The following is a 24,885-nucleotide window of genomic DNA, read 5'->3' on the forward strand; positions in this document are numbered from 1 at the left end:
CTGTGCTCACACGCGCACCCACACCGGCGCGAGCGGTGGGCACGCCAGTGTCTAGCCGCCGCTGGTGGAAAGAATGCTTCTTCAGGGCGAACGCCACTCGACGCGGCGGTAACCAGCTCGCACGCGTGGTGGCGGTCTCGTCGGGATGGATCTCGGCGTAGGCCAGGCGGGTGTGGTCGTCGATGGCGAGTGCACGAACTAGTAACCCGACCGTGGTGCGCGGCGGGCGGTGGCGTGGTGAGCGTTGGCGCGGCCGTCGGCCCGCCAGCCTCTGCCGTCACGAAGGCGGCCGAGTTTCTTGACGTCGACATGAACCAGTTCGCCGGGCCGGGCTCGTTCGTAGCGGCGGGTCGGTCGGGCGGTCGAAGCGTTCAGGCCGAGGACGCCGGCAATCCGTGCGGGCCCAAGCCGTCTGCTCCGGCGCAACTCGAGGATCTGCGCCTCGACCACGGCAGGAGTGCGCCGGGTTGCGTGCTGTGGCCGGCTGGACCGGCGTCGCCTTCGAGGCGGTGGCGACGGACCCATTGTGGCCGATGGCGCGGGAGATGCCCATCTCCGTTGCGACGTGGGCGACCGGGCGTCCGGCGGCGAAACGCGCGACGAGCCGCCGCCGTGGGTGCACGGTCAGCCGGGCGAGACGGTGGTACACGAAGACCACCGTTGTGCGGTGCAGACCTAGACACCTCCACCACACACAGAGGTCTTCGCCATGATCACGGCGCCATGGCGGACACGCGGTCGACAACGTCCGTGATCACTACACCTAGTCGCCGAACCGGTCGGCGTGCGGTCATTCGGGTACGCGATAGCTGCCCAACCGACTCGTCACCACTGGATCGCGGTGGTTCAGGAACAGCGAGGAGCCGGTGTCGAGGGCCGCGAGCTGCGCTAGCTGGTCATCGGTGAGCTCGAAGTCGAAGACGTCGAGGTTCTCGGCCATCCGCTCTGCCCGCACGGACTTCGGGATCACCACGGCTCCGCGCTGGATGAGCCAGCGCAGCACCACCTGCGCAACAGATTTGCCGTGGGCCTTGGAGACGCCCTTCAAGATTGGGTGCGTGAAGAGGCCGTTCCTGCCTTCCGCCAAAGGTGCCCACGACTCGATCTGGACGCGGTGTTCAGCCATGACCCGCTGGTCGGCCGAGCGTTGGTGGAACGGGTGCATCTCGATCTGGTTCACGGCAGGGACGACTTCGTTGTGCTCGATGAGATCCACGAGCCGATCGGTGTGGAAGTTGGACACTCCGATTGCTTTGGCCTTGCCTTCGCGATAGATGTCCTGCATGGCGCGCCACTGACCGTGGACGTCGCGAAATGGCTGGTGCATGAGGTAGAGGTCAACGTGCGCAAGGCCGAGTTTGCGCAATGAGCTGTCGAAGGCGCGTCTGGTGTTGCTCTCCGCAGGGTGGTCTTGAGCCCAGAGCTTGGTGGTGATGAACAGGTCATCGCGCGGAATTCCGCTGGTTCTGATCGCTCGCCCCACGGCCTCCTCGTTGCCGTAGGCGGCCGCTGTGTCGAACGAGCGGTAGCCCGCTGCCAGGGCGTCGGCCACAGCTTTGTCGGTCTGCCCTGGTGGGATCTGATAAACGCCGAACCCGAGAACCGGCATGGGGACACCGTTGTTCAAGGTGACGCTGTGCATCGTGATCGCCTCTCGTTACGTCTGTTGGCTACGCGAACACGAGCGCGACGACTGGTCAACCCTGAACCCTTCTCGAGAACGCCACTGCTCACGGTTTCACGGCAACGCGCCCTTGAACGTCGACGCGGACGAGCAGGGGTGGGTTCGGCAGTCCGCGGAGGTAGTCGTCGGTGGCGGCGGTGGCACCGGAGTGCTTCCCATAGTCATCGATGATCAAAACGCCGCCGGAGGACAGCCTCGGATACAGGTGGACGAGTTCGTGCCTCGTCGAGTCGTAGAAGTCGGTGTCGAGGCGCAGGACCGCGATGCTCTCGGGCATCCGGCCGGGGATGGTGTCCTGCACCAGCCCTTTCACCATGGTGATCCGCTTCTCCGGATAGCCGGTCGCGAGCAGCTTGCCGAGGACCACGTCCTCAGCGGTGTCCGCCGTCACGGACTCTGCGGCGTTCTCGGGTTCGGCGTCTCGAGCGGGCTGTTCTCGCATGAAGAGGTAGCCGTCCTGTGGGCTGCGCGGTTCCCAGCGAGCTTCGAAGGTGTCGTACAGCCAGAGATCTCGCGGGTCGGTCAACGTGCGGGCAACGAGCAGCATGGTTCCGCCGCGCCACACGCCGCATTCCACGATTGCGCCGGCGATGTCGTTGCGCTCGATGTGTTCCATCGCGCCGACCATGGCGTAGGCCAGCGGCGGTGAGGTGAACGTGTCCTCGGCGATGCTTGCGTAGAGCTCGCTGAAACCTGGTCGCACCGCATCGATGTCGCGGAACACGTTCACATGCCGGGTCAGTTCGAACTCGGCCGTCCTCGGAACCTCGGCGGGTGCGGAGCTGTCCACCAGGATTCCGTGCTCACGCAGTTGTGCCAGGAAAGCGCGCATCGCCGTGTGCGCGGATTCGGGCACGTGCGCCAGCACGGAGTCCGCTGTGGACGGCTGGGCGAAGCGCAGCACGCACTGGGCCACCTCAGGTGAGAGGTCCCACAGGTGCATTGGCTGCGCTACTGCTCCCAGCCTGGCATGGCGACCGGTCCACGTGACAAAAGCGCCCTCGACCAGGCAGAGCATCTCGGTCACGGATGAACCAGCCCGCCCGCCGAGTCGATGAACCTGAGCAACTGGGCCACTGCGGCCACCGCCTGAGCCACTTCTGACTGCCGCAGCGTTCGGCCGAAATGGGCGCGGTAGTCCACGCCTGACGGCCCAGCGGTGTTGAGGGCCGTCAGGAAGTCCTCCAGCCAGGGCAGGCACGGCACCCGTGACACGTGTCCGTTCACGGCCAGCAGCAAGGTCTTGTCGTCATCCACTCCGCGTTCGAACATCACCGGGAATCGTTCGTCCACCACGGCCCGCTCGCCGGAGAAGGCCGAGCCCCGTTGTCCTGGAACGAACTCGAAGTTGACAGCGCTGGCGCGGCGCAGCCGCTTCGCTTGTGATCGTGTGGGCAAGCCCTCGGCGACGTCCATCAGGATTGAGGCCATCGCCTTGTCAGCAGCGACATCCGGACCACCACCGACCTGTGGCGGGTAGGCAAAGCCGTCGAGCCAGTGGTCCGACTTGAGCTCGCTCAGAGCCGTGGACACCAGGGAGTCCAGCGTGCGAGCAACGTTGTTGTCGGTGTAAGTCGCCAGGTGCACGGAGACGTGCGGCGAGCCGTCTGACTCACCGCAGTGCCAGTAGTCCGACGGCCAGTACAGAACGTCCCCGGCTTGACCCTCGACGACCGTCGCCTGGTCCGCGACTTCACGGAAGTCGATGTCCAGGTTGACCTGGTGGTGCAGCGGGTCTGGCGTGCGGGAGTACTGGACCAATGCCTCGAACGGCCAGGTGTAGAAGCGCTTCTTACCGGACAGCACGAAGGTCATGACCGTGGCGGTGTCCTTGTGGATGCGGGTCGGCGCCTCGCCGTATGCCCCTGCGATGAGGTGACAGTCCGTCAGGCCGGCGGGTACCGATCCCGCGGCACGGTAGATTCCGTCCAAGATCTCCTTCGCAGCGCGGAACAACGGCCACGAAAACTGCTGGAGGCTGTTGACGACGATGTGCCAATCGCCGTGAGCGTACTGACCCACGCGCCTGATGTACTGGGACATGTCGCCGTCCTCAGCACGCGGCAGCAGCGGCGCCATGGAGTTGCTCTTGACCTCTCCGTCTCCCATGAGCATGCGCACGTCGCGAGGCCGCACCAGCTTGCCCCCGAGCCAGTCATCGGCCGCTGTCACCAGCGCCGAGAAGTAGTCGGGCTCCAGCATCGGCGCTGTGAGAGGCGTTCGCAGCACACCCGGACGGCGCTGCCAGTGGGTCTCGGTGAACTGCGACCAGTTGTCGAACTCGAACACCTCGGTCATCGGACGGCCCACCGTTCGAGTTCCGGCGCCGATGCACCCGTGCCAGAGATCCTCTGGGCGGCACTCTCGAGCACCTCGTCGACGTCCGCGTCCGGCACGTTGCCTTCCAGGAACGCAGCGGTGTCGTCGATCGACGCTCCGCCCCACAGCAGGGAGACCACGAGCTGCGCGTGCTCGTCGCCGGTGTAGACGGGGTACAGGCGGATCTTGCGCAGCAGATGTGGAACGGTCTCGAGCAGCACAGGTCCGAAGATGTCGGTGCGCTCCGACAGTGCCTCGCAGATCACGGACTCCCACCGATCGCGGTGCCCGGACGCCAAAGTGTCCATGACGACGTGGTAGACCAGGCTGGGGTCGCCTTCGCGCACCAGATCGGTCACCGCCGTGGTGAAGAGTTTCTCGCTGGCGCGGCGAAGTGTCGTCATCGCCGCGGTCCTGCGCTGGACGTCGGCGTCCGGATGCTGGCGCGCGTTCAAGAAGGTCAACCCGGGCTCCCAGAACTCCCACGGGTGTTCGGTCTGTCCGGGATGGTTGTTGCACCGCACGCTGATCGTGACGCTCGGCCGGGTGAGCCAGAACAGGTCGTGGACGAGGTTCGGGTGGATCTCGTGGACGTCGCCCTCCGCCATGAGCTGCCGTTCGTTCAGCACCATGCGCCCGCCGGCCACGAACGGCGTGATCTCTTGCTGTTCGGTGAAGTCGAAGACCTGGTGGAGCCGTCGGCCGTGCAGGGCCGCGAACGCTCCGCACGACACGTGTTTGTGCGTCGGCGTCGAGTTGTGGTTCCAGTACAGAAGGTCGATTCGGAAGTGCTCGTTGTGCACGACCGTCAGCGCGGGGTCTCCGAAAGGGTTCGCCCAGGGCTGCGGCGGCAGCGGCGCGTCCAGCGCCCAGACCAGCAACCGAGCCGGATCCAGCCTGCGCAGCCGGTCACGGTGCACGCGCAGCGCCTCGGCCGCGGCACTCGCGAAGTGCAGAGGGTCGTCCTGCTCGTGCAGCGCGAAGATTTCTTTCTCGATCAGTTCGAACGTGTCCAGCATGGCGTCCCCCACGGCTCCGATCGCTTCACATCCACGGGAACGTCTCCGTGGTGGGTCCGAGGCCCACCACGGAGACGATGCTCAGTACGACGTCGGCTGGAGCAGCACGGTGTCCGTGTCCACCTTCACCGCCTCGACCTTGAACGGCTCGGCCGTCTCGACCACCTCGGGCACCGAGGTCGTCGACTCGTCCTTCTCTGCCATGCGTCACACCTCCCTCCGGCACTCGAAGTACTCCCACGACTCCGTGGGACGTCTGGTCAGCCACCCGGCAGGCCGGCGCTCCAAGGGGCGCCCGCCAACTGCCGACCCGCCACGCTGCGCGAGGTGAACCTGTGCACAGTCGTCCCCGGCACGAGTACGCGCACGGCGGTCCATCCCCGCACTGGGCACGGCAGTTCGACGACCACGATCTCTGCGGATCTGGCAACGACGGCCCGGATCTGCGCCGACACGCTCTCGTGCTCGATGTCCGGCGGCACCCGTTCGGGGTGCGCGTCGACGTAAGCCCGCACGCGTTCCACCACGGTGGGGTCAGCCCACTCGCGGAACGCGACACCCATGTGTTCTGGAGGCTCGCGCCTCATCTGCGACATGATCTGCTCGGCTTCCTCGACAGCGGCTGCTGCCGCCTGATCCCAGGTGAGCCCGCTGCCGGAACCCCGCGAAGCCATGGAGACCGATCTGTCATCCGCAATGATGAACGCGTGCACGACGGGCACGGAGGTGTCCGGGTAAACGAGAAGCCGGGTGGCCGGATCGGTGCAGGGCAAGCGAATCGCGGGGCGCTGCCACAGGAAGTTCGGGTAGAGCGACGCGCGTTCGAGAACCTCTCGAAGGGCCCGGGCCACGGCTTCGTCGCGCTCTGGGTGGACAGCGAGCCCGGTGGTCGTTCCCAGCGTGGGGCGTGGTCGATCATTCGATCCGGGGATGTGGGGAAATGCCACCAGCGCCAGTGGTACGTCGACCGGCCCGCCGTCCACCAGGGACAGTCCACGGACGTAGTCGGGTGGCGGGCTACCGTCCACGAGGTGTGCCTCGTACGGTCCGCCATAGGGGTGGAAGTCCTGCAGGCGCCGTCTTCGTGTGCCGTCGGCGGGGGCTCTGGGGAGATCGTTCGCGCTCCAGGCCGCGAACCGCTCGATCGCCTCACCGACCGCTCTGGTGACGGCTTCCTCGTCGTCGACTCCTTTGCCGCTGGCGGACTCCAGTTCCGCCACCACTCCCCCTGCGAGTGTGCGACACGTGGCGAGCCGCACCCTGCGTCGAGGGGAGTCCGCGTCGAACACCCGCAGGTCCCTGATCAGTCCCTTGGCCCACGACTGTTCTCCACGTAGGTGGTCCACAGGCACAGGTTCGTGCCGTGCCGCGGTCCACAGCCGTGCGGTGCGGTCGCCGTCCAGTAGGAAGACCCGGTCGGATTCTGGGCGCTTGAGCAGTGAGTCGACGGCGGACGCGACGGCGGTGGCTCGTACCGGACCGGTCATCAGCGGCAGCGGTCGCGAGGTGAACCCAAGCTCACGGACGGCACGGTCGGACCACCACGTCGTCGTCGCCTCGAAGTAGCGGCGCACGTCGTCGGGCGAGTTCAGCAGCGGACCGACGTGGGTGCCGTCAGTGGTTTCTCCCGCCCACAGCACAGGATGTCGTTCGGTCAGTGGCACGAGCCAGTCCGGTTCGTCCAGGTCTTCCCGATCGGCTACGACGACAACCGGTGTTCCTGCGGCCGCGGTCTCCGGCACAGCTGCCGGTTTCTCGGCGATGGCTGGAGTCCAACCGAGTGCGGCCAGCGGAGCGACGAGGCCTTCGGCCGCTCGGCGTTCGGTCGTGTCGAGCAGCACCAAGGTCGCGTTCTCCTCTCTGGTTCGCGCAGCCCCTGACGACGGTGCGGTGCTGGTGACGAAGTCTGGGTAGCCGTGATCCCGCAGACGGACGGGAGTGACCTGGCCGGTCAACCGCAACAGCTGGAGCCGCGGGCCGAGCATCAGGGTCCCGTCCGGACGGTCCAGCCGGACTGTCCAGGAAGCGAACCGGCAGGACTGATCAGAACTCACCCAGCACCGGACCGAGCACGAGGTGGCCGTCCCAGCCGTCGTACCGCCGGTTGATGCCGTGCAGGAAGTGGTCGTAGGCCATGATTCCCTGCGCCACCACCGATGCCAGGACGCGAGTCCTCTCGGCGCTGATCACGCCTTCCTCGGCGAGCACCAGCACGGGCATCATGGCGTGTTCAGCGCCTTCGTCGATCGCTCCGTGCGCTCGAAAACCGGCCAGGGCGGCAGCCGGAATGTCGTTGTAGAACTCCAGCAGGTCGAGAACGTCTCGCGGCTTGCCATCCGAGTCCTCTTTTACCCCACTTGAGTCCAGCACGTACTCAGGGACTTCCGGAATGATGAGAGATGCCGCGAAATGCGCTACGGACTGATGTCCCATGGCGAAGAAGTAGTTGTTGAACAACGTGCTTTCAGGAGTGGCCTGCGCTGCCTTCAGCTTAGCCGGTTCGATTCCCACGTGGACGAAGTCCCGGGCCATCAGGTCAGAGTGGTCGGCCTCTTCGTCGAAGAACTCCCGGAGCGCAGAGCGCTGACGGGCGGTCAGGTCGTGGGCCAGTACCGAAGGAGCTGTCCAGTGCGCGGCCCTCACCACGAAGAAGGTCTCCACCATCAGACCGATTCCGAGGTCACGGCGCCCACCTGAACGCAAGGCGCGAATCAGCGGGTTGTCGTTCCACAGTCTGGGTGCCCATCGACGGTGGGCGTCGATCAACCGGTATCCGATGTATTCGGCGTTGAAGTACGCGCGCCCGCCTTCGGGGTGCTCCACCACCAGTCCGGCCTTGACGAGCGCTGACACCGCTTCCTCGCCCGCACCAAGATCGGAGTCGCGCAGCGTTGCCAGTGCCTCCGCCATCGCGGAGCGGCGGAACTCCCTGCCGTTGAGCGCTTCCACGGCGTCATTCACCGGATTCGCGACGACACAGCGATACTCGCTCGCGCCGTCGATGATCATCAGGTCGCCGTTGCGCAGCACCGCTTTCGCGGTCGACTTCAGCACGGGGGTGTGCACGAGAGTGCGTACGCCACCCTCAATTGAATCATCGCCGAATAGACCAGTCAACGCTCCCCCTAGCCTTGCGCTGGTGTTCATTAAAATGCCGAGGTGTTCGAGACAACCTCGGAATGCCAGTGACTCTAGACTCGGCGAGCGCGCCTTGTCCACGATCGAATTACGTCCCATGGACCCACCACTCTCCGTCACCCGTGGCCGATCATGGAATAAATTCCAGGCGGACGGATATACCGGAAGAGAACCGCAGGTAAGCACGAGCTCATCTACAGTGACGCCTGCCAACTGCCGCCATTACCGGAAATTCGCGGCACCTGCGGAACGGACAGCGCATCACCTGATCGGCACATCGGACAGCTGCGCGTTCTTGCTCGTCCCGCTTGCGGTGACCGCTAGTGTCAGCCTTGGGGGTATCGCGCTGCTCCTGTTTCGAACAACTCGACGAACGGGTGCGAATGCCGCAAGAGAAAACCGGAACGTCTCGCGAACTTCGCATGAGGAGCAACCCCGAGTTCCGGTTGCTCTGGGCGGGGGACGCCGTGAGCCAGCTGGGGAACCAGCTCACCGTGATCGCGCTGCCGCTGGTGGCGATCACAACGCTGCAGTCGTCGACGCTGCAGATCGGGTTGCTGACCGCGGCAGGCTATCTCGCCTGGCTGGTGATCGGTCTGCCCGCGGGTGCGTGGGTCGACCGCAGACGGCGGCGTCCTGTGCTGGTGGGCGCGGACCTCGGGCGCGCCGCGCTACTGCTGTCGGTGCCACTCGCTGCCGCCACGGACGTGCTCACGTTGTGGCAGCTGTACTTCGTCGCTCTGGGCACGAGCGTGCTGACCACCGTCTTCGACGTGGCCTACCCGGCCTATCTGCCGCACCTGGTCCAGCGGGACCACCTCGTCACCGCCAACGCCAGGCTTCAGTTGAACGCGTCAGTCGCGTACATCGCGGGGCCCGGTATTGGCGGTGTTCTCGTGCAGGTGCTGACCGCTCCTATCACTCTCTTGCTGGACGCGGCGAGCTACCTGGTCTCGGCGGTCTGTCTGAACCGCATCTCCAAGCAGGAGCCGGCGGTACCTCCGAAGCCTGAAAGGCACCTGGGTCGCGAGATCTCGGAGGGTTTGAGGTTCGCTTGGCGGCAGCCGATCATCAGGGCGATCGCGCGTTCGTCCGCGGTGTTCAACTTCTCGTTCGCGGGTTATCAGGCCCTGATCATCGTGTTCCTGGTCCGGGAGGTGGGCCAGTCGACGGCGTCGACGGGTCTGCTGCTGGCGGCGGGAAGTGTGGGTGGTGCCGTCGGCGCCTTGCTCGTGGGACCGCTCAGCCGCCGGCTCGGTGACGCGCGGCTGATCTGGGCGGTGCCTCTCGTCACCATGCCCGCGATCCTGCTGGTGCCGATCACCTATCCGGGCTGGGGCCTGGCGTTCTTCGTGGTCGGTGCTTTCGTGCCCGCAGTCGGCGGGGTGGCGTTCAACGTGTCGGTCGCGTCGTTCATCCAGGCCCTGACTCCGCAGGACATGCTCGGCCGAGTCGGTGGTTCGATCCGGGTCCTTACCCGCGGTGCGCTGCCGGTGGGTGCAGCCACTGCGGCGTGGTTGACGACCTGGCTTCCGGTCCGGGGCGTGCTCGTGCTCGCCGCCGCGGGGATGACCCTGGCGATCCTGTCCCTGCTCCTCTCACCGATCCGCAGGTTGACCACGCTCGCCGAGGTGCAGCGTGAGGAACCGATGAGCAGGCCGTCCACATGATGTACGTGCGGAGGTTGCGCAACGGGATCGTTGTGGTGGTCGTACCCGATCCCGGCGAGGCGATTGCCTGCGTGACCTCCGTCCACGGCATGGGATACCGGAACGACCCTCCGGGCCTGCAGGGCCTCGCACACCTGGCAGAGCATCTGTTGTGCCGCGGTGAGAACGTTCAGGGTGCCACGAGGGAGGACCACCTCGTGCTCCAAGCGTTTTCCCTGCCGGACGACCTGGCGGACTCGCTCTCGGCTCACGCCGGTCGCCTGCGTCATCAGGTCGTGAACGAGCAGGCAGTGCGAACGCACTCAGCGTTGATCCGGGAGGAGACGGCTTCGCTGCGCCAGCTGCCTGAGCTCGGTTTTCCGTGGTTGCCTGTCGCGAGAACGATGTTCGGCATCGACCCGCTGGGTGACCCCGACGCGCTCGCGAGGGCCGAGCCGTCGCGGGTGCGGTCCTTCCTCGATGATCATCTCCGTCCGAACACGACCGCGGTGGTCGTGTCCGGGCAGGTGGATCCGCAGTTCGCACTGTCGGTTGCCGAAAAGGCGTTCTCCGATCTCCCTGATCGGTCCGGAAAGACCCCGACGGCCTTGCACTCGTGCAAGGCGCAGCCTGTCGTGAAGCTGACTTCGGCTGACCTGGCTCGTGGCGCAGCACTGGTGCTGTCGATCGATGGCCTCACCGTCGATCCCCATAGTGCGTGGGGGATGTGGCTGGCGGCGCGTTCATTGGTCGGTGGTCCACGACCCTTGCTTCTCGAGTTGGCCGCCGAGCGCCGCATGCCGGGCCGCGCCGTCGTCTCATTGGGCCTTGTGGGCGTGTCCTGGGAAGCACCTTCACCAACAGCGCTGTGCGTCGGATTTCTCAGTCCGCAGCCGGTATCGCCACAAGCGCTCGTCAAGCTGCTCAACACGGCCTCGCGCGCGGTCCCCGACCTCGTTCGAGACGCAGACGTCGTGTCTGCGGCCTCTGCGAACCTGCTGCTCGACGAACTCGCACTGATGGACGACCCGTTCGCACGAGCTCGCCGAATCGGCGTGGCGCTGTTGCGGGGAGGGGACGCCGAATTGGCGCTCGACCCAGCGCGCCTCGCCACCATGATGTCACCATCCACAGTGGAGGGACAATGGCGGCGATCGGCAGAGGACCGCCCTGCGCGTCTGGTGTTCGTCTGATGACCGGCCCCCCAACTCGGTGGCCAACGGCACGTGGCGCTGTTCTGCTCACGGTGCACAGGCCCACGGTTCCGCTGGTCGAAGCCCGACTGCACTGGGCTGACGTGGACCATGAACTCCGCGCCGTGGCAGAGCGTTCCGTCGCCCAGCACGTCCTGTTGTCCCAGGCACGGCAAGCACTGTCCGAGGCAGGAGTCGATGCCTACCAGCTGTCAGCACCGTGGCGGTACAGCGGTCTGCATCTCGCTCTGCGCTTGTTCGCCGCCGACGTCACCAGCGCGGTGAAGGCGCTGGCCTGCGTTCGGCCGACAGCGGAGTTGGGCGACGCCCAAGATCATGCGATCCACGAGCACACGCGGCGTGCGAAGAACTCGCGAGAAATCCTGGATGCCGCCTTCACTGCCGAGTTCCTACCCGGTTCTGCGGCCGCGTGGCCACCAACGAATCTGGCAGCAGCCTGCCGTTCTGTGGCGGATGGCGCGGTCAGCGACCGCCTGGACACATTGCTGTCGCAGGGCGAGCTGGCAGTTGCCCTGGTGGGCGACATCGACCCGCACGCCGAGTTCGACCTGCCAGGGCGGGATGCCCCTCACGCCAACAGGCTTGCTGCTTCCCCCAACGGTGAACCGAGAAAGCTGCCCGGCGACCACACCGCGACGGTCCGGCTGGGACTGCTCATCCCTGACTCCCATGTCCCCGCACACTGGGGTGCGCTCGCGGTCAACGTTGGCTTCGGGAATCCGGTGCGCTCTCGACTGACCCGAGTCCTGCGTGACACCGGACTGAGCTACCAGGCCGACAGCGTGGTGTTCCGCCGAGGTGGCAGCACCGCTCTCATGATCGTCGCCAGTGGCACGACCGGCTCGGGACAGATGCTGGCCGACGCTGTCATGACTGCGTTGAACGAGATCCATGACGAACCCCCGGCCGAACTGCGTTCAACGGCCGAGCGCGGCGCGGCTTCGATCCTGCGCGCATCGTCGTCACAAGCCAAAGCCGCGGACGCACTGCTCGCAGACCTCGTGGAGCACCACACGTTTCCCGGGGCGTGGCGACAGGCAGAACTACTCCGTGGCTTGGGTCCAGCCGAAGCACCTGCCGCCAGAGCGCTCTTTCACCCCGACCTGCTTTTCGGGGTCGTCCTGAACTGACGAACTGCGGAGCGACAAGGAGAGATCGGATGCAGGACGGGTACTACCTGTCGACCTACCTGAACCCGGTAGGTCTGCACAGCCTCTTCGACATGATCTTCCGGCACGACGGGAACGTGTCGTTGTGGCACAAATCCGGATCACAGGTGCGCCTGGAACGCGTGTGGGAACTGGAACGCATCAGCGGGGAGAAGCAGCACCGCACTCCCTTCCGCACCGAGGCCGATCTCCGCGACTTTCTGGCCTCGCTGTTGGGTGACTGCGGCCTGAGTCTCGACGACGTGGTCGAGGTCTGGGGCACTCCCGGAATCGCGACCACGAACGACTACCACCTCGTCGAGGAACATCCGGACTTGGCGTACCACGCCCTGACGCACCTTTACAGCTCGGTTCTCTTGGACAGCGCACTGTTCTTCGAAGGTACTATCATCGGCCTCGCGATGGACCGCGGTCCGGACCGGGTTCTCGATGGACGTGTCAAACCCAGTTGGTTCGCCGGTTGCGTCGTCGAGCGCGGAGACGTCCAGTTCTTCCCGATCGAGTCACCTGGTCCGCTGTACGGCACCGCCAAGGATCGCCTCGGGATGCGCGAGGGCACTCTCATGGCGTTGGCGACCTCTACCAAGGCTTCGGGTCTCTCCGATCGGCAGCGTGTGATCGGAGAGTTCGACTTCTCCGGCGTCCGGTCCATGAAGGACATGCCGGCTGCGCTCGACCTGATCATCGAGTCGGTTCAGAGCACCCTCGCGCCTGATCCCCGCTTCACCGAGCAGGAGAGCTTGATCAGTGCCGTGATGAAGGAGGTGCAGGCGATCTCGATGACGATCGTTGAACGCAACCTCGACCGCGTGCTCGACGAATTCGGCATCGACGCAAGACGAAGTCACCTGGCGCTGTCAGGTGGGTTCGCACTCAACTGCCCGACCAACAGCCACCTCATGCGCAAGTACGAATTCGCAGGGCTTCTCGCGCCGCCGCACGTCAGCGACGGAGGCCAGTCGATCGGCATCGCGCTGGGCGCGTTCCACAAGAAGTTCGCCGGCCGATTCGACTTCCGCTTCCCCGGCGCTTACCTCGGCCGATCGGACGACGACCTCGACGCGGCGTTGACCGAGATCGCCGGGTTCGTGGACACCGTCGACGACCTCGACCTGGACACCGCCGTGGACGACCTGCTGAGGCACCCCGTTGTCTGGTTCGACGGCAGATCGGAGATCGGACCGCGAGCCCTGGGAAACCGAAGCCTGCTGGGTGATCCGACCTCAGCCGAGACCAAAGACCGGCTCAACGCGATCAAACAGCGGGAGTGGTGGCGGCCCGTCGCGCCTGTCGTGCTCGAGGAGTTCGCCGCCGACTGGTTCGAGGATTGCCGACGGTCGCCGTACATGTTGGAGACCTTCACCGTTCGCGGTGATGTCGTCGACCGCGTTCCCGCAGTCGCTCACCTCGACCACTCGTCGCGCGTCCAGACGCTGCATGCGGAACAGAACCCCCGCCTGCACGAGCTGATCACGGCCTTCCGCCGCCGGACAGGAGTGCCGATGGTGTGCAACACATCCTTGAACGACAAGGGCGAACCCATCGTCGACACGCTCGCCGAAGCGCTGAACTTCTGTCTCCGCAAACACATTCCGGTCGCCCACCTCAACGGACGACGGGTGACCTTCACGCGCGCCGACGAGTTCCCGGAAACCGGCCCGCGGCCCCGACGTCTCGAACCGTTCCAGCCGATGAACCCTTCGCAGCGCGCCGAGGTGCGCACCACCCTGAACCCACACGGCGTACCGGACCTGCACCTCTACATCGCACTCCACAACCCGACGACCATCAGCGCTCACGATCTACGGACAGCGGAAGGGGCAGCGGCAGTGCGCGACGGCATGGAGGAGATGATGCGCACCAACCCCGATCTGCGCCGAGCAGCCGAAACCAAGTTGTTCGAACTGCGAAGCGCAGACAGGGCCATGTAGATCGAGCGATCATCGTTCGGGTAGCCAGCGCACATGCTCCGGTGATCCGCGTTTGCCGATGCCTCTGGGAGCACGGAGTGGGAGCAAATCCGTGCGTTGAACTGCGCGAACGGTCCTCAATGGACTTGAACGGACCCGTGCCGACCTGCAAGAGTCTTGTTCCGCAGGTAAGCGCGGTACCGGCACCATAGTTCACACCGAAGAGGTCACTGGTTCGATCCCAGTATCGCCCACAGTGTGTTTTACCTGATCAGGCGGCCTGTCGATGGATTCCATCGGCGGGCCGTTTGTCGTTGCGGGGAGCAAATGGGGAGCACGGCCTGATGAACACATTCGCGATACCTAAGCGTTCATGCCGCTGACGGCCCGTTTCCTCGCTCCCACGTCCATCCCCGTCTTCTTCCCAGCGGCGCTGCAACCCCGCCAGCATCCGGGTGATCATGACGTCCGTCACGTGCGAGTAGTTGTCATCGACGTCCTTGCGCTTGTGACTCAACCGGGCCAACCGCACCACCCGAGGAACCTGATCCTCGATCAACCACGTCTCGTGCATGTGCCGCAGATCGTGGAAGTGCAGCTCCGGGTTCAGTGGCCTCCACCCCAGCTTCACGTTGCCGGCCTTCGCCGGTAACCACGCCCGCTGCCGGTCTGGACGCCGAGTCACCCTGGGAGCAGGAGGTCGCCCTGACCACCGACTACCTCACCACCGACATGGTCATCGCCGTACCCGCGGGAGCACCGGCCGACATCGCCGGGCAACGGGTGCTGGTGCGAGACGGCAGCGCCGAAGCCGCGCTGCTGTCCGACCACGACGCAACCGCCGTGCCTGTCACCGACGTCCCCGAACGTCCCGACGGTTCTCCCCGACTGGCTGGTCGATGCCGCCGGGCTGACCGACTCCGGCACCCACCTGTCCAGCATCGACCACGTCATGGCCGTGCCGCCAGGCGAGAACGCCTGGCAAAGCACAGTCGAGCGGTTCCTGCTGGAGCTGGATCCCGACGAGGTGCACCGCTTGCTGCTCGACATCCACCGCGCGGGGGCATGACATGGCCGCGATCCACGACACCTTCGAGTTGCCGCCCGACAAAGCGGCGCTGCACCGCCGTGCTGTGCGCCTGGAGTGGTGGACGGTCGCGTTCTTCGTCGTGGCCATCACCGCGCTGGCCGTCGTGCTCGGCCAATCCCAAGCCATGAAGGCGGCCTGGGTGGAGGACATCCTCGCCTCGCACCGCCCATCGCGTTCCTCGTCGCTGATCGCTTCCGCTACCGGCCTGTCAACGACGAACACCCCTACGGGCATCACCGCTCGGTGGCCATCGCGTTCCTGGCCTCCGCTCTGGCGCTGCTGACGCTGGGCGGCTACATCCTCATCGAGTCCGTGCTGCGGCTCGTGCAGGGCGAGCGCCCGCCGATCGGGCTGATCGAAGTCTTCGGCCACACCCTGTGGCTGGGCTGGCCGATGATCGCCGTCCTGCTGGCCACCATGGTCCCCGCGATCCTGCTCGGCCGCGCCAAGACGAAACTGGCCGCACAACTGCACGACAAGGTCCTCTACGCCGACGCCGAGATGAACCGCGCCGACTGGCTCACCGCCGGCGCAGCCGTCCTCGGGATCCTCGGCATCGGCGCCGGACTGTGGTGGGCCGACGCCGTCGCCGCGATCATCATCTCCGCCGATATCGTCCGCGACGGCCTGCGCACCACCCGAACCGCCGTCGCCGACCTCATGGACCGGCGGCCCCGCACCGTCACCGACAACCAACCTCACCCCCTGCCCGCCCAGCTCACCGCGCTCGCCCTCGACCAACCCTGGGTCACCGACGCCTGGATCCGGCTACGCGAGGAAGGGCACGTCTTCGTCGGCGAGATGCTCATCGTGCCCAAGCCCGGCACCGACGACCTCGTCGAAAAACTCGACCGGCTCAGCCACCAGCTGCGCGACGCGGACTGGCGCATGCACGACATCGCCGTGATGCCCGTACTCGAGATCCACCGATGACCGCCATAGTCCCTTCAGTCCTGAGACGAACTTTGCTCCACCGGTGAAGCCGCTGATCGCCATGGCGCTCAAGCCGTCGTCGCGGACTTCCTGCCGGGTGCCGCCGCCCAGCGAGGAGCCGAGCCCCACGTCGAGCCCGTCCTTGCTCCCGTGGGATCGCTGTTGTTGATCGGGTCTCCCTGGGCGTAGTTGTATTGGTTCGGCTCTTGGCCCGTGGGGTCCGGTGACCGGAAACGGGCGTACGCACTGTAGTCGTCGTACTCGTAGGTCGTCTCGGCCTGCTTGCCGTCCTTCTTGTACTCGACCAGGCCCATGCGCTCGGTGTAGCGCAACACTTCGAGGTCCGCGTTCAACCCCGTCGAGCGGATGCTGGTCACATTGCCGTTGCCGCAGGGTGGTGCCCTCCCCGAGGTCCGGCCAGGGCGGCGGCACGTACCGAGATCACCAACCGACAGCAGGCAATGCCGCCGCCGCTGGCCTCAGGAAAAACTTGCTTGCGGGAGCTTTAGCTCTATCGAGTCTCGGTTTCTCCTGAGTGAGAACATGGAAAGGGGTACCGACCGGCGATTGCCGGTCGGTACCGCCGATCTCGCGTCAACGGCGACGCAGGGACTGTCTCACCACGTAGACCCCCAGCAGGCTTCCGCCGAGAAACAGCAGGATCGGCACGATCAGCGGCAGTTCGAGCAGTAGGGTTGCCACCGTGGCGGCAGCAGCCAGGAACATGCCCACAATGCCGTTGCGACTTCTCGAATCCATCTTGCTCCTCGCTGTCGGTTAAATAAGCTTGCTGATCGCTTTCCCGCCGAAGACGCCGCCGACACCGCCGATCGTGCCACCGACGGCGCCGCTGATCGTGGCGTCGGTAATCTTGGCCTTGTCGCCGCCGCCGATCGCGGCGCCCAATCCTCCGCCGGCCGCGCCGAACATCGCACCGACGACCGCTCCACCAACAAGGCAGCCCACTCCGCCAGTGGCGCCACAGGCTACGCCGATGACGATGCCGGAACCGATGCCCCCGATGCCCGTGCCGACGTCCTGACCGAAGTCCGCCCAGCTGTAGCCGCCGGTCGGATCGCTCTGGTTGACCGGGTCGCCCTTGGCGTAGTTGTACGGGTTGGTCTCCTGGCCCGTCGGGTCCGGTGAGCGGAACCGTGCCATCGCGCTGTCGTACATGCGGTGGCCCATCAGGTACTGACCTTGCTGGAGCTGGTAGACCCCGATGTAGCGGAACGGGTTTGCGCCTGCGGCGGCTCCGGTCGCCGTGACCGTGCCGTACGGGGTGTAGTCGTACTCGGCGACCAGGTTGCCGGAGGTGTCGACCAGGCCGATCACGCTGCCCTGGTGGTCGGTAACCGCCCCGTACCGGGCGCCGGCGCCGTCCTTCAGGCCGATGAGCAGTCCTTGCGGGTCGCGGGTGTAGCTGGAGCGCTTGCCGTTGTCGACGGTTTCCGTGACGCCCAGGGCGGTGTGCGTCAGGACGTGCGTAACCTGGTTGCCGCCGGCAGTCTCGGTGATCGTCCTGGGCTGGGTCTGCTGACTGGTGTCGTAGCGGACGTCGAGCACCTGGGCCGTGCCAGCGTGGCCGGTGAGGACCTGGTTAGTGGGGCTGAACGTGAACCGCGACTCCGGGTTGGTCGTCGATGCGTAGTTGCCGGCGCCGTCGAACGCCACGGTCGTGTCATTCGCCTTGGTGGCCTGGTCGGCGGCGTTGACGGTGAAGGTGCGGCCTTCACCGGCGAGCAGGTTCGTGGCGTTGTCGTAGCTGTAGGTGGTGCCCGGCGCGGTCTTGAGCCTGCCGATGGCGTCGTAGGTGAACGCGCGGGCGCTGTTGCCCCTGGTCTTGAGCTGGATCTTGTCGGTGTCGGTGCCGTCCGGCTTGGTGTAACGGTTGGTGGTCTTCAGCAGTTCACCGCCACCGGGCCGGGTGACGGTCACCGAGGTCTGGCGCCCGGAGTTGTCGTAGCCCGTGGTCTGCACGGCACCGCCGGGGAACGTCGTCGTGGTGCGCCGATCAGCGTTGTCGTAGTCGAAAGTCGTTGTGCCGCTGTAGGAGTCCTGCAACGTCTTGAGGCGGTTCGCCTCGTCGTAGTCGTACTTCGCCACACCGGTCGGCGTGGTCAGCGTCTTGGCGTTGCCGGCCTTGTCGTAGGTGTAGGAGACGACCTCGCTGCCGCGCGTGACCTTCTCGAGCAGGTTGCGCGGGTCGTAGTCGAAGACCCTTGTGGCATCGGGTGTCTGTGTCCTGGTGAGGTTGCCGTTCGCGTCGAAGCCGTTGGACTGCAACACGGCGCCGTTGTGCGTGATCGTTGTGACGCGGTCAAGCCTGTCGTAGCCGTAGACGATCTTCTTGCCGTTGCCGTCGGTCACGCTGTCAACGCGCGAGAGCGCGTCGTAGGTGAAGGACGTCGGCTTGGCCGGTGCCGGCGGGACGACCTTCGTCAGATTGCCGTAGTCGTCGTACTCGTAGGTCGTCTCGGCCTGCTTGCCGTCCTTCTTGGACTCGACCAGGCCCATGCGCTCGGTGTAGCGCAACACTTCGAGGTCCGCGTTCAACCCCGTCGAGCGGACGCTGGTCACGTTGCCGTTATCGTCGTAAGTCCGGGTCACCTGGTTGCCCGACGCGTCGGTGATCTGCGTCGGCAGGTGCGGATGCGCCGAGTCGGCGTAGCCGACGACGTTCTTCGCGCCGGTCGCCAGTTTCGTCCCGATCAGGTTCTGCTGCGGGTCGTAGTCGTAGGTCGTGGAGTGCTGCAAGCCGTTGGTCGTGACGTTGACGTCGCTGTTGGCCGTCCAGGTGCGCGACTGCGCGTGGCCGAGGGCATCGGTGGCCTTCTTTTGCCGCCCCGGCGACTCGAACTCGTGCACCGAGCTGTGCAGGTTCGGGTCGGTGACCTTCGTCTTGTCGAAGCCGTCCTCGGCGAAGGTCGTGGACGCGCCGGCGCCGTCGCGGGTCGGTTCGGTGAGCTTGCTGATCTGCGAGTAATCCGGGTCGTACTCGATCTTCCACGTGTTGCCGCGGCCGTCGGTGACGGAGGTCAGCAGATTCCGTTCAGTGTCGTAGCCGAACTTGACCTTGTTCCCAGCCCGGTCGGTGAGTTCGCTGATCAGATCGTCCTCGTAGACGTAGTTGCCGTACGTCTGCCCGGTCGGGTCGGTCAGCGAGGAGTCCCGGCCCTGGGCGTCGCGGTTGAACGTGGTGACACGGCCCTGGGAGTCGGTGATCGACGCCAGGGACCCGTCCGGCCGGTAGCGGTTGGTGTTGGCGTTGCCGTTGCGGTCGGTCTGTGAGACGAACCAGCCCTTGCCGGTGAACAGCCACCGCTCGCCGGAGTCGTTGAACGTGACGACGTAGCCACCCTCAGGCGACTTTGTCAGCGACGCGCGGAAGTGCTCGGCAGGAGCGAAGGTGCCGTCCGCGTTCTCCGGGAACTCCACGCAGTACCCGTTGGGGCCGTGCAGGATCCGTGAGTTCCCGACCGTGAAGCCCGGGTCTTCCAGTCCGATTTCGGTGCCGCTGTGGACCCAGTTGTACGCGGCCTTCGCGTTGTAGAACCGATCGGCCGACATGTTGAGGCCGGTGCCCTTGATGGTCAGTTCTCGATAGGACAACACGACGTTCCGCGTGTCCAGGTTGACCAACAGTTCCAGCCGGTCACTAATCTGGTGCCGTTCCATGGGGTACCACGGCAAGACACCGAGGTTGGAGCTCACACAGGTCGACCGCAGCGCCGAAACCTCACCCGACGCCCGCCACGCCCGATCCGGCGGCGCGCCGCCCACGGGCGTGCGGTTCACCTCGACCGGCGCCTTCACCGGTTCCGCGGCGGCAGGAGCAGACGCTCCACTTGCCACCAGACTCGTGATCACGGCACAGCTGAACGCGCGCAGCACGAGGCCGCGCAGCAATCTGCGCTTCATCTTGATCTCATCCCCCAATCGAAACGTGCCAGCCCCCAGCCAGCACGAATCTCCAAGCTAGCGGCAGATCAATACTGCCCATACCGCCAGGAGCAGTGATCGATTCCACCAAGTGGATCACATACCCAATTTTTCCAGATTGAAACATCGAATTCGGCTTCAAATAGACATTCCTCGTCACCCTCAACGACCGCGCGAAATTTGGCGACCAAAATCGACCGTCTGCAGACTGAAATATTACTGAAGTCCACAAAAGGAAACGGATTCTGGTTCGCACTGGCGGCACGATCGTCAGCTTGGCCATCCCGTCTGAGAAATAGCGGTTGGAGACACCGAGCACGTGGAGTAGTCGTGGCGCAGGCTGCGCGAGTTCTCAGTTCACCGAGCGTCGCTCGAACCGGAGCTGGCCGGGCGGGCCCGCGCGAAGCCGATGATCCCGTCGAGGACCAGGAACGCCACCAGGCTGATGCCAAGGAACGACGGTCGCTCAGATGGAGTGGATCGCCTGCCGCGGGGACGGGTCCGACGACCCGTCCCCAGGTACTACTACTCGGGCGCGGATAGGCCGAACGATGACTCCACCACTAGACTGCCGACACAAAATCGCTGGTCAGCCCTGTTCCCATCCTTTGGCACTCCCGCCCGAGGTCCGGCCCTCCGCACAACGATCACGCGCAGGGTGGTGCCCTCCCCGAGATCCGGCCAGGGCGGCGGCACGAACCGAGATCACCAGCCGACAGCAGGCAATGCCGCCGCCACTGGCCTCCGATAAACCTCGATTGTCGGTCGTTAGAGCGGCTCTAGGATGAGGGTGATGACCGAGGACTCGACGACCGTCTCCGAGCCGCCGGCGACAAGTCCGCCGAAAAGTCGGTCATCCACGAGTCCGCCGTCGCGCCCTTCATCACGTCGGCGAACTCGATGACGAACTTCTCGATGCACAACTCGGACAACGTCTCGACGATCGAGACGACGTCGACAATGAAGCAGGACATCGTGAAGCCGGACGCGAGCATCGGGACGCCCGGCGTCGAGAATTCGGCACGACCATCACGTCCTCGACAGCGCTCGTCATGCCGGCGACGGTGTTTTCGGAGATGTCCGCGATGAACTCGCCGGGCGTCGACGGCGCGCTGTTCCACTCGATCAGCAAGCGCGACGCGCTCGGCACCACGCACATGCTCGGCAAGGCCATCAGCGAGATCATCGCCCGCGCCGCGACGACTGCGGGCCTGCCGGTGCGGCTGACCGGGCACTCGGTGCGCTCTGGGCTCGCCACCGAGGCACGACGCGCCAGGCACGACGCGAAAACCATTGCCGCGCAACGAGGATGGCGACCCAACTGCGCCGAGCTGTATAGGTACATGCAGATCGTCGACGCCTGGTCCGACAACGTCCTCGCCGGCATCGGCCTGTAGAGAGGCACGGCTGGACGACGCGAAGTTGGCGGGCAACCGCAGGACCCAAGTAGAAAGTGCCCTGCAAGATGATGTCCGGGGCCTGATCATTGACCAGACCCCGGACGCGTTCAGCGGTGGAAACGCCGCATCATCAACGCCACGGCGATGGCCGCAAAGATCGCCACCACGACGTAGGTCCATGCCTTCGGCACGTCAAGAAGCCCGACGATGGCACCCAGGACTATTCCTGTTACCACCAGACCTAGTACCGCCGCTGCCTGCGGCTTGTTTCGCAACACGAAGATCGCCCTTTCGTTTGCCAGATCAATCGAGGATCGCGATTCCGATGCCGAACCCAAGACCGAACGCGGTGCCGTAGAAGGCGCCTGCCGCGGCTCCCGCCAGGCACCCGGCCGCGGCGGCCAGGGCGCATCCAGCGACGCCACCGACCGCGGCGGTGACAGCCATGGTGTCCGCGACCGTGCCCGCGTCGGACTTGAAGTCGGTCCAGCTGTAGGCGCCGGTCGGGTCGATGTTGTTGATCGGGTCGGATTTGCCGTATGCGTAGGGGTTGCGTTCCTGGTGGGTCGGGTCCGGTGCGATGAAGCGGCCCCATGAGGAGTTGTAGTAGCGATAACCGAACAGCGTCAGCCCGCCCTTGAGGGTGTAGCCGCCGACGTAGCGGAACGGGTTAGTGCCCGCTGCCGCGCCGGTGCCGGTCGCACCGCCGCACGGGGTGTAGGTGTAGGTGCCGGCCAGTACGCCCGCAGTGTCGAGCAGGGCCAGGACGCTGCCCTGGTGGTCGGTGATCAAGTTGTAGCGGGTCGTGCCCGCCTTCTCGGTCACCAGCCTGCCGTCCGGGTCACGGGCGACGCTGATCCGCATGTTGTCCACGTTGACCGTGCTCGTGCCCAGTGCGGTGTGCGTGAACGTGTGCGTGGTCGAGACGCCGCCGACCTTCTCGGTGATGCTGCGCGGCTGGGTCTGGTCGATGGTGTCGTAGGAGGCGGAGAAGGTCTGTGCGCCGTCGGTGACACCGCGGAGCATCTGGTTGGTCGGCGAGTACTCGAAGGACGTCGACGGGTTGGCAGCGCCGGTGATGTTGCCCGCGGCGTCGTAGCTGAGGTTCGTCGCGCCGATCGAGGTGAGCTGGTCCGCGCCGTTAACCGTGTGCGCGGTGCCGCCGAGGTTGGTGATGTTGTCGGCCTTGTCCACCGTGAACGTTGTGGCGCCGGCCTTGGTCAGGTGTCGCAACGAGTCGTAGGTGTACGCCGTGGTCGTGCCGGCGATCGTCTTCGACTGCATCTTGTCGCTGTCGGCACCGGCGGGGGTGGTGAAGCTGTACGCGGCCTTGAGCAGCTCGGCGCCCGCGGTGTTCTTCACCGTCAGGCCGGTCAGCCTGTTGGCGTTGTCGTAGGTGTTGGTCTGCGTTCCCGCGCCGGGAAACGTCGTCGAGGTGCGGTTGTCCGCGGCGTCGTAGCCGAACGTCGTGGTCTGCCCGAACGGATCCACCAGCGATGTCAGGCGGTTCGCAGCGTCATAGCCGTAGGTCGCCGTGCCCGCAGGATCCTTCAACGACGTGAGGTTGCCCGCCTTGTCGTAGCCGTAGGACACCGTCTCGGTCGACGCGCCCTGCGTGCGCACCGCCGAGATGACCTGACTGCCGGTGGGACGCGCGTCGTAGTCGAAACGGGTCGTCACACCGCCGTGCGAACATGTGCTGAGGTTGCCCAGCGCGTCGTAGGAGTTCGCCTGCATGACAGTGCCGTTGTGGCTCACCGACACGACGCGGTCAAGCTTGTCGTAGGCGTAGTCGATGCGCTTGTTGTTGCCGTCGGTCACGCTGGTGATGCGCGACAACGAGTCGTAGGTGTAGCGGGTCGCACCCATCGGCGCGGGCGGCGTCACGCTGGTCGGGTTTCCGGCCTGGTCGTAGCCGAACCTGGTCACCTGGTTGTTGGCGTTGCGCACAGTGTCCAGCAACGCCTTCGCGCCGGTGTAGGTGCGGACCTCCAGGTCGGCGGCCAGCGGCGTGGAGCGGACCTTGGTGAGGTTGCCCGCCGCGTCGTACTCCCTCGTCACCTCGTTGCCCGCCGGGTCCTTGACCGACGTCGGCAGATTCGGATGGGCGGTGCTGGTGTAGCCCGCGACGGTGGCGGCACCAGTGGGCAGCGTGGTGGAGATCAGGTTGTTCAAGGTGTCGTACGCCGCCGTGGTGGAGTTGCTCCGCCCGTCCGACGTGCTCTGGACATCGCTGTTGGCGGTCCAGGTCTTGGACTGGGTGTTGCCGAGCGCGTCGGTGGCCGAGATTTGCCGGAACCTGTCGTCGAACTTGTAGACGGTCTTGTTCTTGTTCGGATCCGTCTGCGTCGTCTCGACGAAGAGCTTCGTGTAGTCGAACAGGGTGTCGACCGGACCCGTTCGCGTCGGCGTGCTCACCTTGGTGAGTCTGTAATCGGTGTGGGTGAAGCCCCACGTGCGATTGGCCTGGTCGACCAGTGACGTGATCCGGCTGCCGTCAGCGTTGTAGCCGAACTTCACGGTCTTGCCGTCGCGGTCGCTCAGCTGCGTGAGCCGGCCCTCGGAGTCGAAGGAGTAGTTGCCGACGACGGTGCCGCTCGGGTCAGTGATGCGCGTGATGTTGCCGTCGCTGGACTGAAACGTGGTGACCCTGCCCTGCGAGTCGGTCAGCGAGGCCAGCGTGCCGTCGGACTGGTAGTGGTAGGTGATCGCGTTGCCGTGTGATGGTTCACATGAGTGTGCCGCTGCAGGTGCGTTTGCCGGGGAGGATCTTCACGTACAGCAGCCAAGTGAACGGCATTGGTTGCGATCCCGCTGCAACGCGGCTCGGCGGGCCGGCCACCTTGGTGCAGCGGTCGTACTCGACGTTGCGGTCCTCGCTGAGCGCCGACACCCAGCGCTGTCATCGGCGCACCTGGCAATCCAGTGCCCGCTCGTTGCGATCCTCGCCGAGCTTCGGTCGAGTGCAGGCAACCCTTGGGGTTTTGTGTTGCGATCCTCGCTGAGCGTGGACATCCAGCGCTGCCAGCTATTCGTGCAGCAAATCCTCTGATGGCTTCGTGGTGGCGATCATCCCCTCGATGGAGGCCAACGCCAAGGTGGCGCTGCGGGAGCGATACAGGGTGAAGGTCTGGTGGTGAAAGTCGAGGGCGTGTCGGTCGGGTCGACAGGGCGAGGCCATACGTTGGTCGCGCGGATTCAGCGCTTAAGCCGCCGGCGCCTGTTCGCCCACCAGTTCAGGCCCAGGCCAGCCGCGGCCGTTGTACCGATCGCGACACCGCTGGACTGGGACGCGATGAGCAACCCCACCACGGGGGCGATGAGCAGCGCGACGGACGCGGTCAGGACTGCGATCAGGGCAATCGTGCGGCGTGTGCGTGCACCGTCGGCGATCACGTGCCGGACCAGTTCCGCAGCC

22 protein-coding genes and 1 pseudogene are annotated in these 24,885 nt (G+C 65.6%); 7 read left to right on the top strand and 16 right to left on the bottom strand.

Annotated elements, in window-relative coordinates; all coding sequences use genetic code 11:
* Nucleotides 1-148: 148 nt before the first annotated feature.
* From IE307_RS46620 to IE307_RS06565, 8 genes and pseudogenes are all read right to left on the bottom strand, one after another.
* Nucleotides 149-649, bottom strand: a pseudogene (locus IE307_RS46620) (transposase family protein); the annotation flags it as partial.
* A 141-nt stretch (nt 650-790) separates the two neighbouring features.
* Nucleotides 791-1,609: an aldo/keto reductase gene (locus IE307_RS06540; RefSeq protein ID WP_229904472.1), complete on the bottom strand. Its 819-nt coding sequence runs from the start codon at nt 1,607-1,609 to the stop codon at nt 791-793.
* A 121-nt stretch (nt 1,610-1,730) separates the two neighbouring features.
* Complete coding sequence (locus tag IE307_RS06545; protein WP_229904564.1) at nt 1,731-2,702, bottom strand: TylF/MycF/NovP-related O-methyltransferase; 972 nt, start codon at nt 2,700-2,702, stop codon at nt 1,731-1,733.
* Nucleotides 2,703-2,707: 5 nt separating this feature from the next.
* The gene (locus IE307_RS06550; RefSeq protein ID WP_191296672.1) at nt 2,708-3,982 is read right to left on the bottom strand and encodes a JmjC domain-containing protein; all 1,275 of its coding nucleotides are present in this window, start codon (nt 3,980-3,982) and stop codon (nt 2,708-2,710) included.
* Complete coding sequence (locus tag IE307_RS06555) at nt 3,979-5,022, bottom strand: hypothetical protein (RefSeq protein ID WP_191296674.1); 1,044 nt, start codon at nt 5,020-5,022, stop codon at nt 3,979-3,981. The genes IE307_RS06550 and IE307_RS06555 overlap by 4 nt, the downstream gene beginning before the upstream one ends.
* Nucleotides 5,023-5,103: 81 nt before the next feature.
* Nucleotides 5,104-5,226: a hypothetical protein gene (locus tag IE307_RS47235; RefSeq protein WP_268250342.1), complete on the bottom strand. Its 123-nt coding sequence runs from the start codon at nt 5,224-5,226 to the stop codon at nt 5,104-5,106.
* Nucleotides 5,227-5,282: 56 nt separating this feature from the next.
* Nucleotides 5,283-6,863 (bottom strand): YcaO-like family protein, encoded by a 1,581-nt coding sequence (locus tag IE307_RS06560; RefSeq protein ID WP_191296676.1) that lies wholly within the window; start codon nt 6,861-6,863, stop codon nt 5,283-5,285.
* 202 nt (nt 6,864-7,065) lie between these two features.
* Complete coding sequence (locus tag IE307_RS06565) at nt 7,066-8,076, bottom strand: hypothetical protein (RefSeq protein ID WP_191296678.1); 1,011 nt, start codon at nt 8,074-8,076, stop codon at nt 7,066-7,068.
* A 506-nt stretch (nt 8,077-8,582) separates the two neighbouring features.
* Between IE307_RS06565 and IE307_RS06570 the strand changes: the two genes are divergently transcribed.
* From IE307_RS06570 to IE307_RS06585, 4 genes are all read left to right on the top strand, one after another.
* Complete coding sequence (locus tag IE307_RS06570) at nt 8,583-9,830, top strand: MFS transporter (RefSeq protein WP_191296680.1); 1,248 nt, start codon at nt 8,583-8,585, stop codon at nt 9,828-9,830.
* Nucleotides 9,827-11,002 (top strand): M16 family metallopeptidase, encoded by a 1,176-nt coding sequence (locus IE307_RS06575; RefSeq protein ID WP_191296682.1) that lies wholly within the window; start codon nt 9,827-9,829, stop codon nt 11,000-11,002. The genes IE307_RS06570 and IE307_RS06575 overlap by 4 nt, the downstream gene beginning before the upstream one ends.
* A 104-nt stretch (nt 11,003-11,106) precedes the next feature.
* Nucleotides 11,107-12,153, top strand: coding sequence for a peptidase M16 family protein (locus IE307_RS06580; RefSeq protein WP_191296684.1), 1,047 nt, complete (start codon nt 11,107-11,109; stop codon nt 12,151-12,153).
* 29 nt (nt 12,154-12,182) lie between these two features.
* Nucleotides 12,183-14,123 (top strand): carbamoyltransferase C-terminal domain-containing protein, encoded by a 1,941-nt coding sequence (locus tag IE307_RS06585; protein ID WP_191296686.1) that lies wholly within the window; start codon nt 12,183-12,185, stop codon nt 14,121-14,123.
* A gap of 250 nt (nt 14,124-14,373) precedes the next feature.
* Here the strand turns inward: IE307_RS06585 and IE307_RS06590 are convergent, their stop codons facing one another.
* Nucleotides 14,374-14,733 (bottom strand): site-specific integrase, encoded by a 360-nt coding sequence (locus tag IE307_RS06590; protein WP_191296688.1) that lies wholly within the window; start codon nt 14,731-14,733, stop codon nt 14,374-14,376.
* A gap of 50 nt (nt 14,734-14,783) precedes the next feature.
* The gene (locus IE307_RS06595) at nt 14,784-15,044 is read right to left on the bottom strand and encodes a hypothetical protein (RefSeq protein WP_191296690.1); all 261 of its coding nucleotides are present in this window, start codon (nt 15,042-15,044) and stop codon (nt 14,784-14,786) included.
* Nucleotides 15,045-15,172: 128 nt separating this feature from the next.
* Here IE307_RS06595 and IE307_RS46625 point away from each other — a divergent pair, with 128 nt between their 5' ends.
* Both IE307_RS46625 and IE307_RS06600 read left to right on the top strand, forming a co-directional pair.
* Entirely contained in the window at nt 15,173-15,475 is a 303-nt protein-coding gene (locus tag IE307_RS46625) for a hypothetical protein (RefSeq protein WP_229904582.1), read from the top strand.
* The gene (locus tag IE307_RS06600) at nt 15,361-16,125 is read left to right on the top strand and encodes a cation diffusion facilitator family transporter (RefSeq protein ID WP_229904565.1); all 765 of its coding nucleotides are present in this window, start codon (nt 15,361-15,363) and stop codon (nt 16,123-16,125) included. Before IE307_RS46625 ends, IE307_RS06600 begins: the two co-directional genes overlap by 115 nt.
* A gap of 68 nt (nt 16,126-16,193) precedes the next feature.
* Here the strand turns inward: IE307_RS06600 and IE307_RS06605 are convergent, their stop codons facing one another.
* The 3 genes from IE307_RS06605 to IE307_RS06615 form a co-directional block, all read right to left on the bottom strand.
* Nucleotides 16,194-16,502: an RHS repeat-associated core domain-containing protein gene (locus IE307_RS06605; RefSeq protein WP_191296692.1), complete on the bottom strand. Its 309-nt coding sequence runs from the start codon at nt 16,500-16,502 to the stop codon at nt 16,194-16,196.
* A gap of 217 nt (nt 16,503-16,719) precedes the next feature.
* Nucleotides 16,720-16,884, bottom strand: coding sequence for a hypothetical protein (locus IE307_RS06610; RefSeq protein ID WP_191296693.1), 165 nt, complete (start codon nt 16,882-16,884; stop codon nt 16,720-16,722).
* 18 nt (nt 16,885-16,902) lie between these two features.
* The gene (locus tag IE307_RS06615) at nt 16,903-20,046 is read right to left on the bottom strand and encodes an RHS repeat-associated core domain-containing protein (RefSeq protein ID WP_191296695.1); all 3,144 of its coding nucleotides are present in this window, start codon (nt 20,044-20,046) and stop codon (nt 16,903-16,905) included.
* Nucleotides 20,047-21,152: 1,106 nt separating this feature from the next.
* Here IE307_RS06615 and IE307_RS06620 point away from each other — a divergent pair.
* Nucleotides 21,153-21,464 (top strand): site-specific integrase, encoded by a 312-nt coding sequence (locus IE307_RS06620; protein WP_191296697.1) that lies wholly within the window; start codon nt 21,153-21,155, stop codon nt 21,462-21,464.
* A gap of 110 nt (nt 21,465-21,574) precedes the next feature.
* Here IE307_RS06620 and IE307_RS06625 read toward each other — a convergent pair whose 3' ends face one another.
* The 3 genes from IE307_RS06625 to IE307_RS06635 all read right to left on the bottom strand — a co-directional run bounded on the left by IE307_RS06625 (nt 21,575) and on the right by IE307_RS06635 (nt 24,863).
* Nucleotides 21,575-21,745 (bottom strand): hypothetical protein, encoded by a 171-nt coding sequence (locus IE307_RS06625; protein ID WP_191296700.1) that lies wholly within the window; start codon nt 21,743-21,745, stop codon nt 21,575-21,577.
* Nucleotides 21,746-21,770: 25 nt separating this feature from the next.
* The gene (locus IE307_RS06630) at nt 21,771-23,987 is read right to left on the bottom strand and encodes an RHS repeat-associated core domain-containing protein (protein ID WP_191296701.1); all 2,217 of its coding nucleotides are present in this window, start codon (nt 23,985-23,987) and stop codon (nt 21,771-21,773) included.
* A 678-nt stretch (nt 23,988-24,665) separates the two neighbouring features.
* The gene (locus IE307_RS06635; RefSeq protein WP_229904473.1) at nt 24,666-24,863 is read right to left on the bottom strand and encodes a hypothetical protein; all 198 of its coding nucleotides are present in this window, start codon (nt 24,861-24,863) and stop codon (nt 24,666-24,668) included.
* Between the last annotated feature and the right edge of the window lie 22 nt (nt 24,864-24,885).

The organism is Lentzea cavernae, from assembly GCF_014653695.1.
In the GTDB taxonomy this organism is placed as follows: Bacteria; Actinomycetota; Actinomycetes; order Mycobacteriales; family Pseudonocardiaceae; genus Lentzea; species Lentzea cavernae.

Bases quoted from the DNA above. Each gene is read 5' to 3' on its own strand.
- IE307_RS06540 (WP_229904472.1), bottom strand. From the start codon at position 1,609: ATGCCGGTTCTCGGGTTCGGCGTTTATCAGATCCCACCAGGGCAGACC.
- IE307_RS06545 (WP_229904564.1), bottom strand. From the start codon at position 2,702: ATGCTCTGCCTGGTCGAGGGCGCTTTTGTCACGTGGACCGGTCGCCAT.
- IE307_RS06550 (WP_191296672.1), bottom strand. From the start codon at position 3,982: ATGACCGAGGTGTTCGAGTTCGACAACTGGTCGCAGTTCACCGAGACC.
- IE307_RS06555 (WP_191296674.1), bottom strand. From the start codon at position 5,022: ATGCTGGACACGTTCGAACTGATCGAGAAAGAAATCTTCGCGCTGCAC.
- IE307_RS47235 (WP_268250342.1), bottom strand. From the start codon at position 5,226: ATGGCAGAGAAGGACGAGTCGACGACCTCGGTGCCCGAGGTGGTCGAG.
- IE307_RS06570 (WP_191296680.1), top strand. From the start codon at position 8,583: ATGAGGAGCAACCCCGAGTTCCGGTTGCTCTGGGCGGGGGACGCCGTG.
- IE307_RS06575 (WP_191296682.1), top strand. From the start codon at position 9,827: ATGATGTACGTGCGGAGGTTGCGCAACGGGATCGTTGTGGTGGTCGTA.
- IE307_RS06585 (WP_191296686.1), top strand. From the start codon at position 12,183: ATGCAGGACGGGTACTACCTGTCGACCTACCTGAACCCGGTAGGTCTG.
- IE307_RS06595 (WP_191296690.1), bottom strand. From the start codon at position 15,044: ATGCTGGACAGGTGGGTGCCGGAGTCGGTCAGCCCGGCGGCATCGACC.
- IE307_RS46625 (WP_229904582.1), top strand. From the start codon at position 15,173: ATGGCCGCGATCCACGACACCTTCGAGTTGCCGCCCGACAAAGCGGCG.
- IE307_RS06610 (WP_191296693.1), bottom strand. From the start codon at position 16,884: ATGGATTCGAGAAGTCGCAACGGCATTGTGGGCATGTTCCTGGCTGCT.
- IE307_RS06615 (WP_191296695.1), bottom strand. From the start codon at position 20,046: ATGAAGCGCAGATTGCTGCGCGGCCTCGTGCTGCGCGCGTTCAGCTGT.
- IE307_RS06620 (WP_191296697.1), top strand. From the start codon at position 21,153: ATGAACTCGCCGGGCGTCGACGGCGCGCTGTTCCACTCGATCAGCAAG.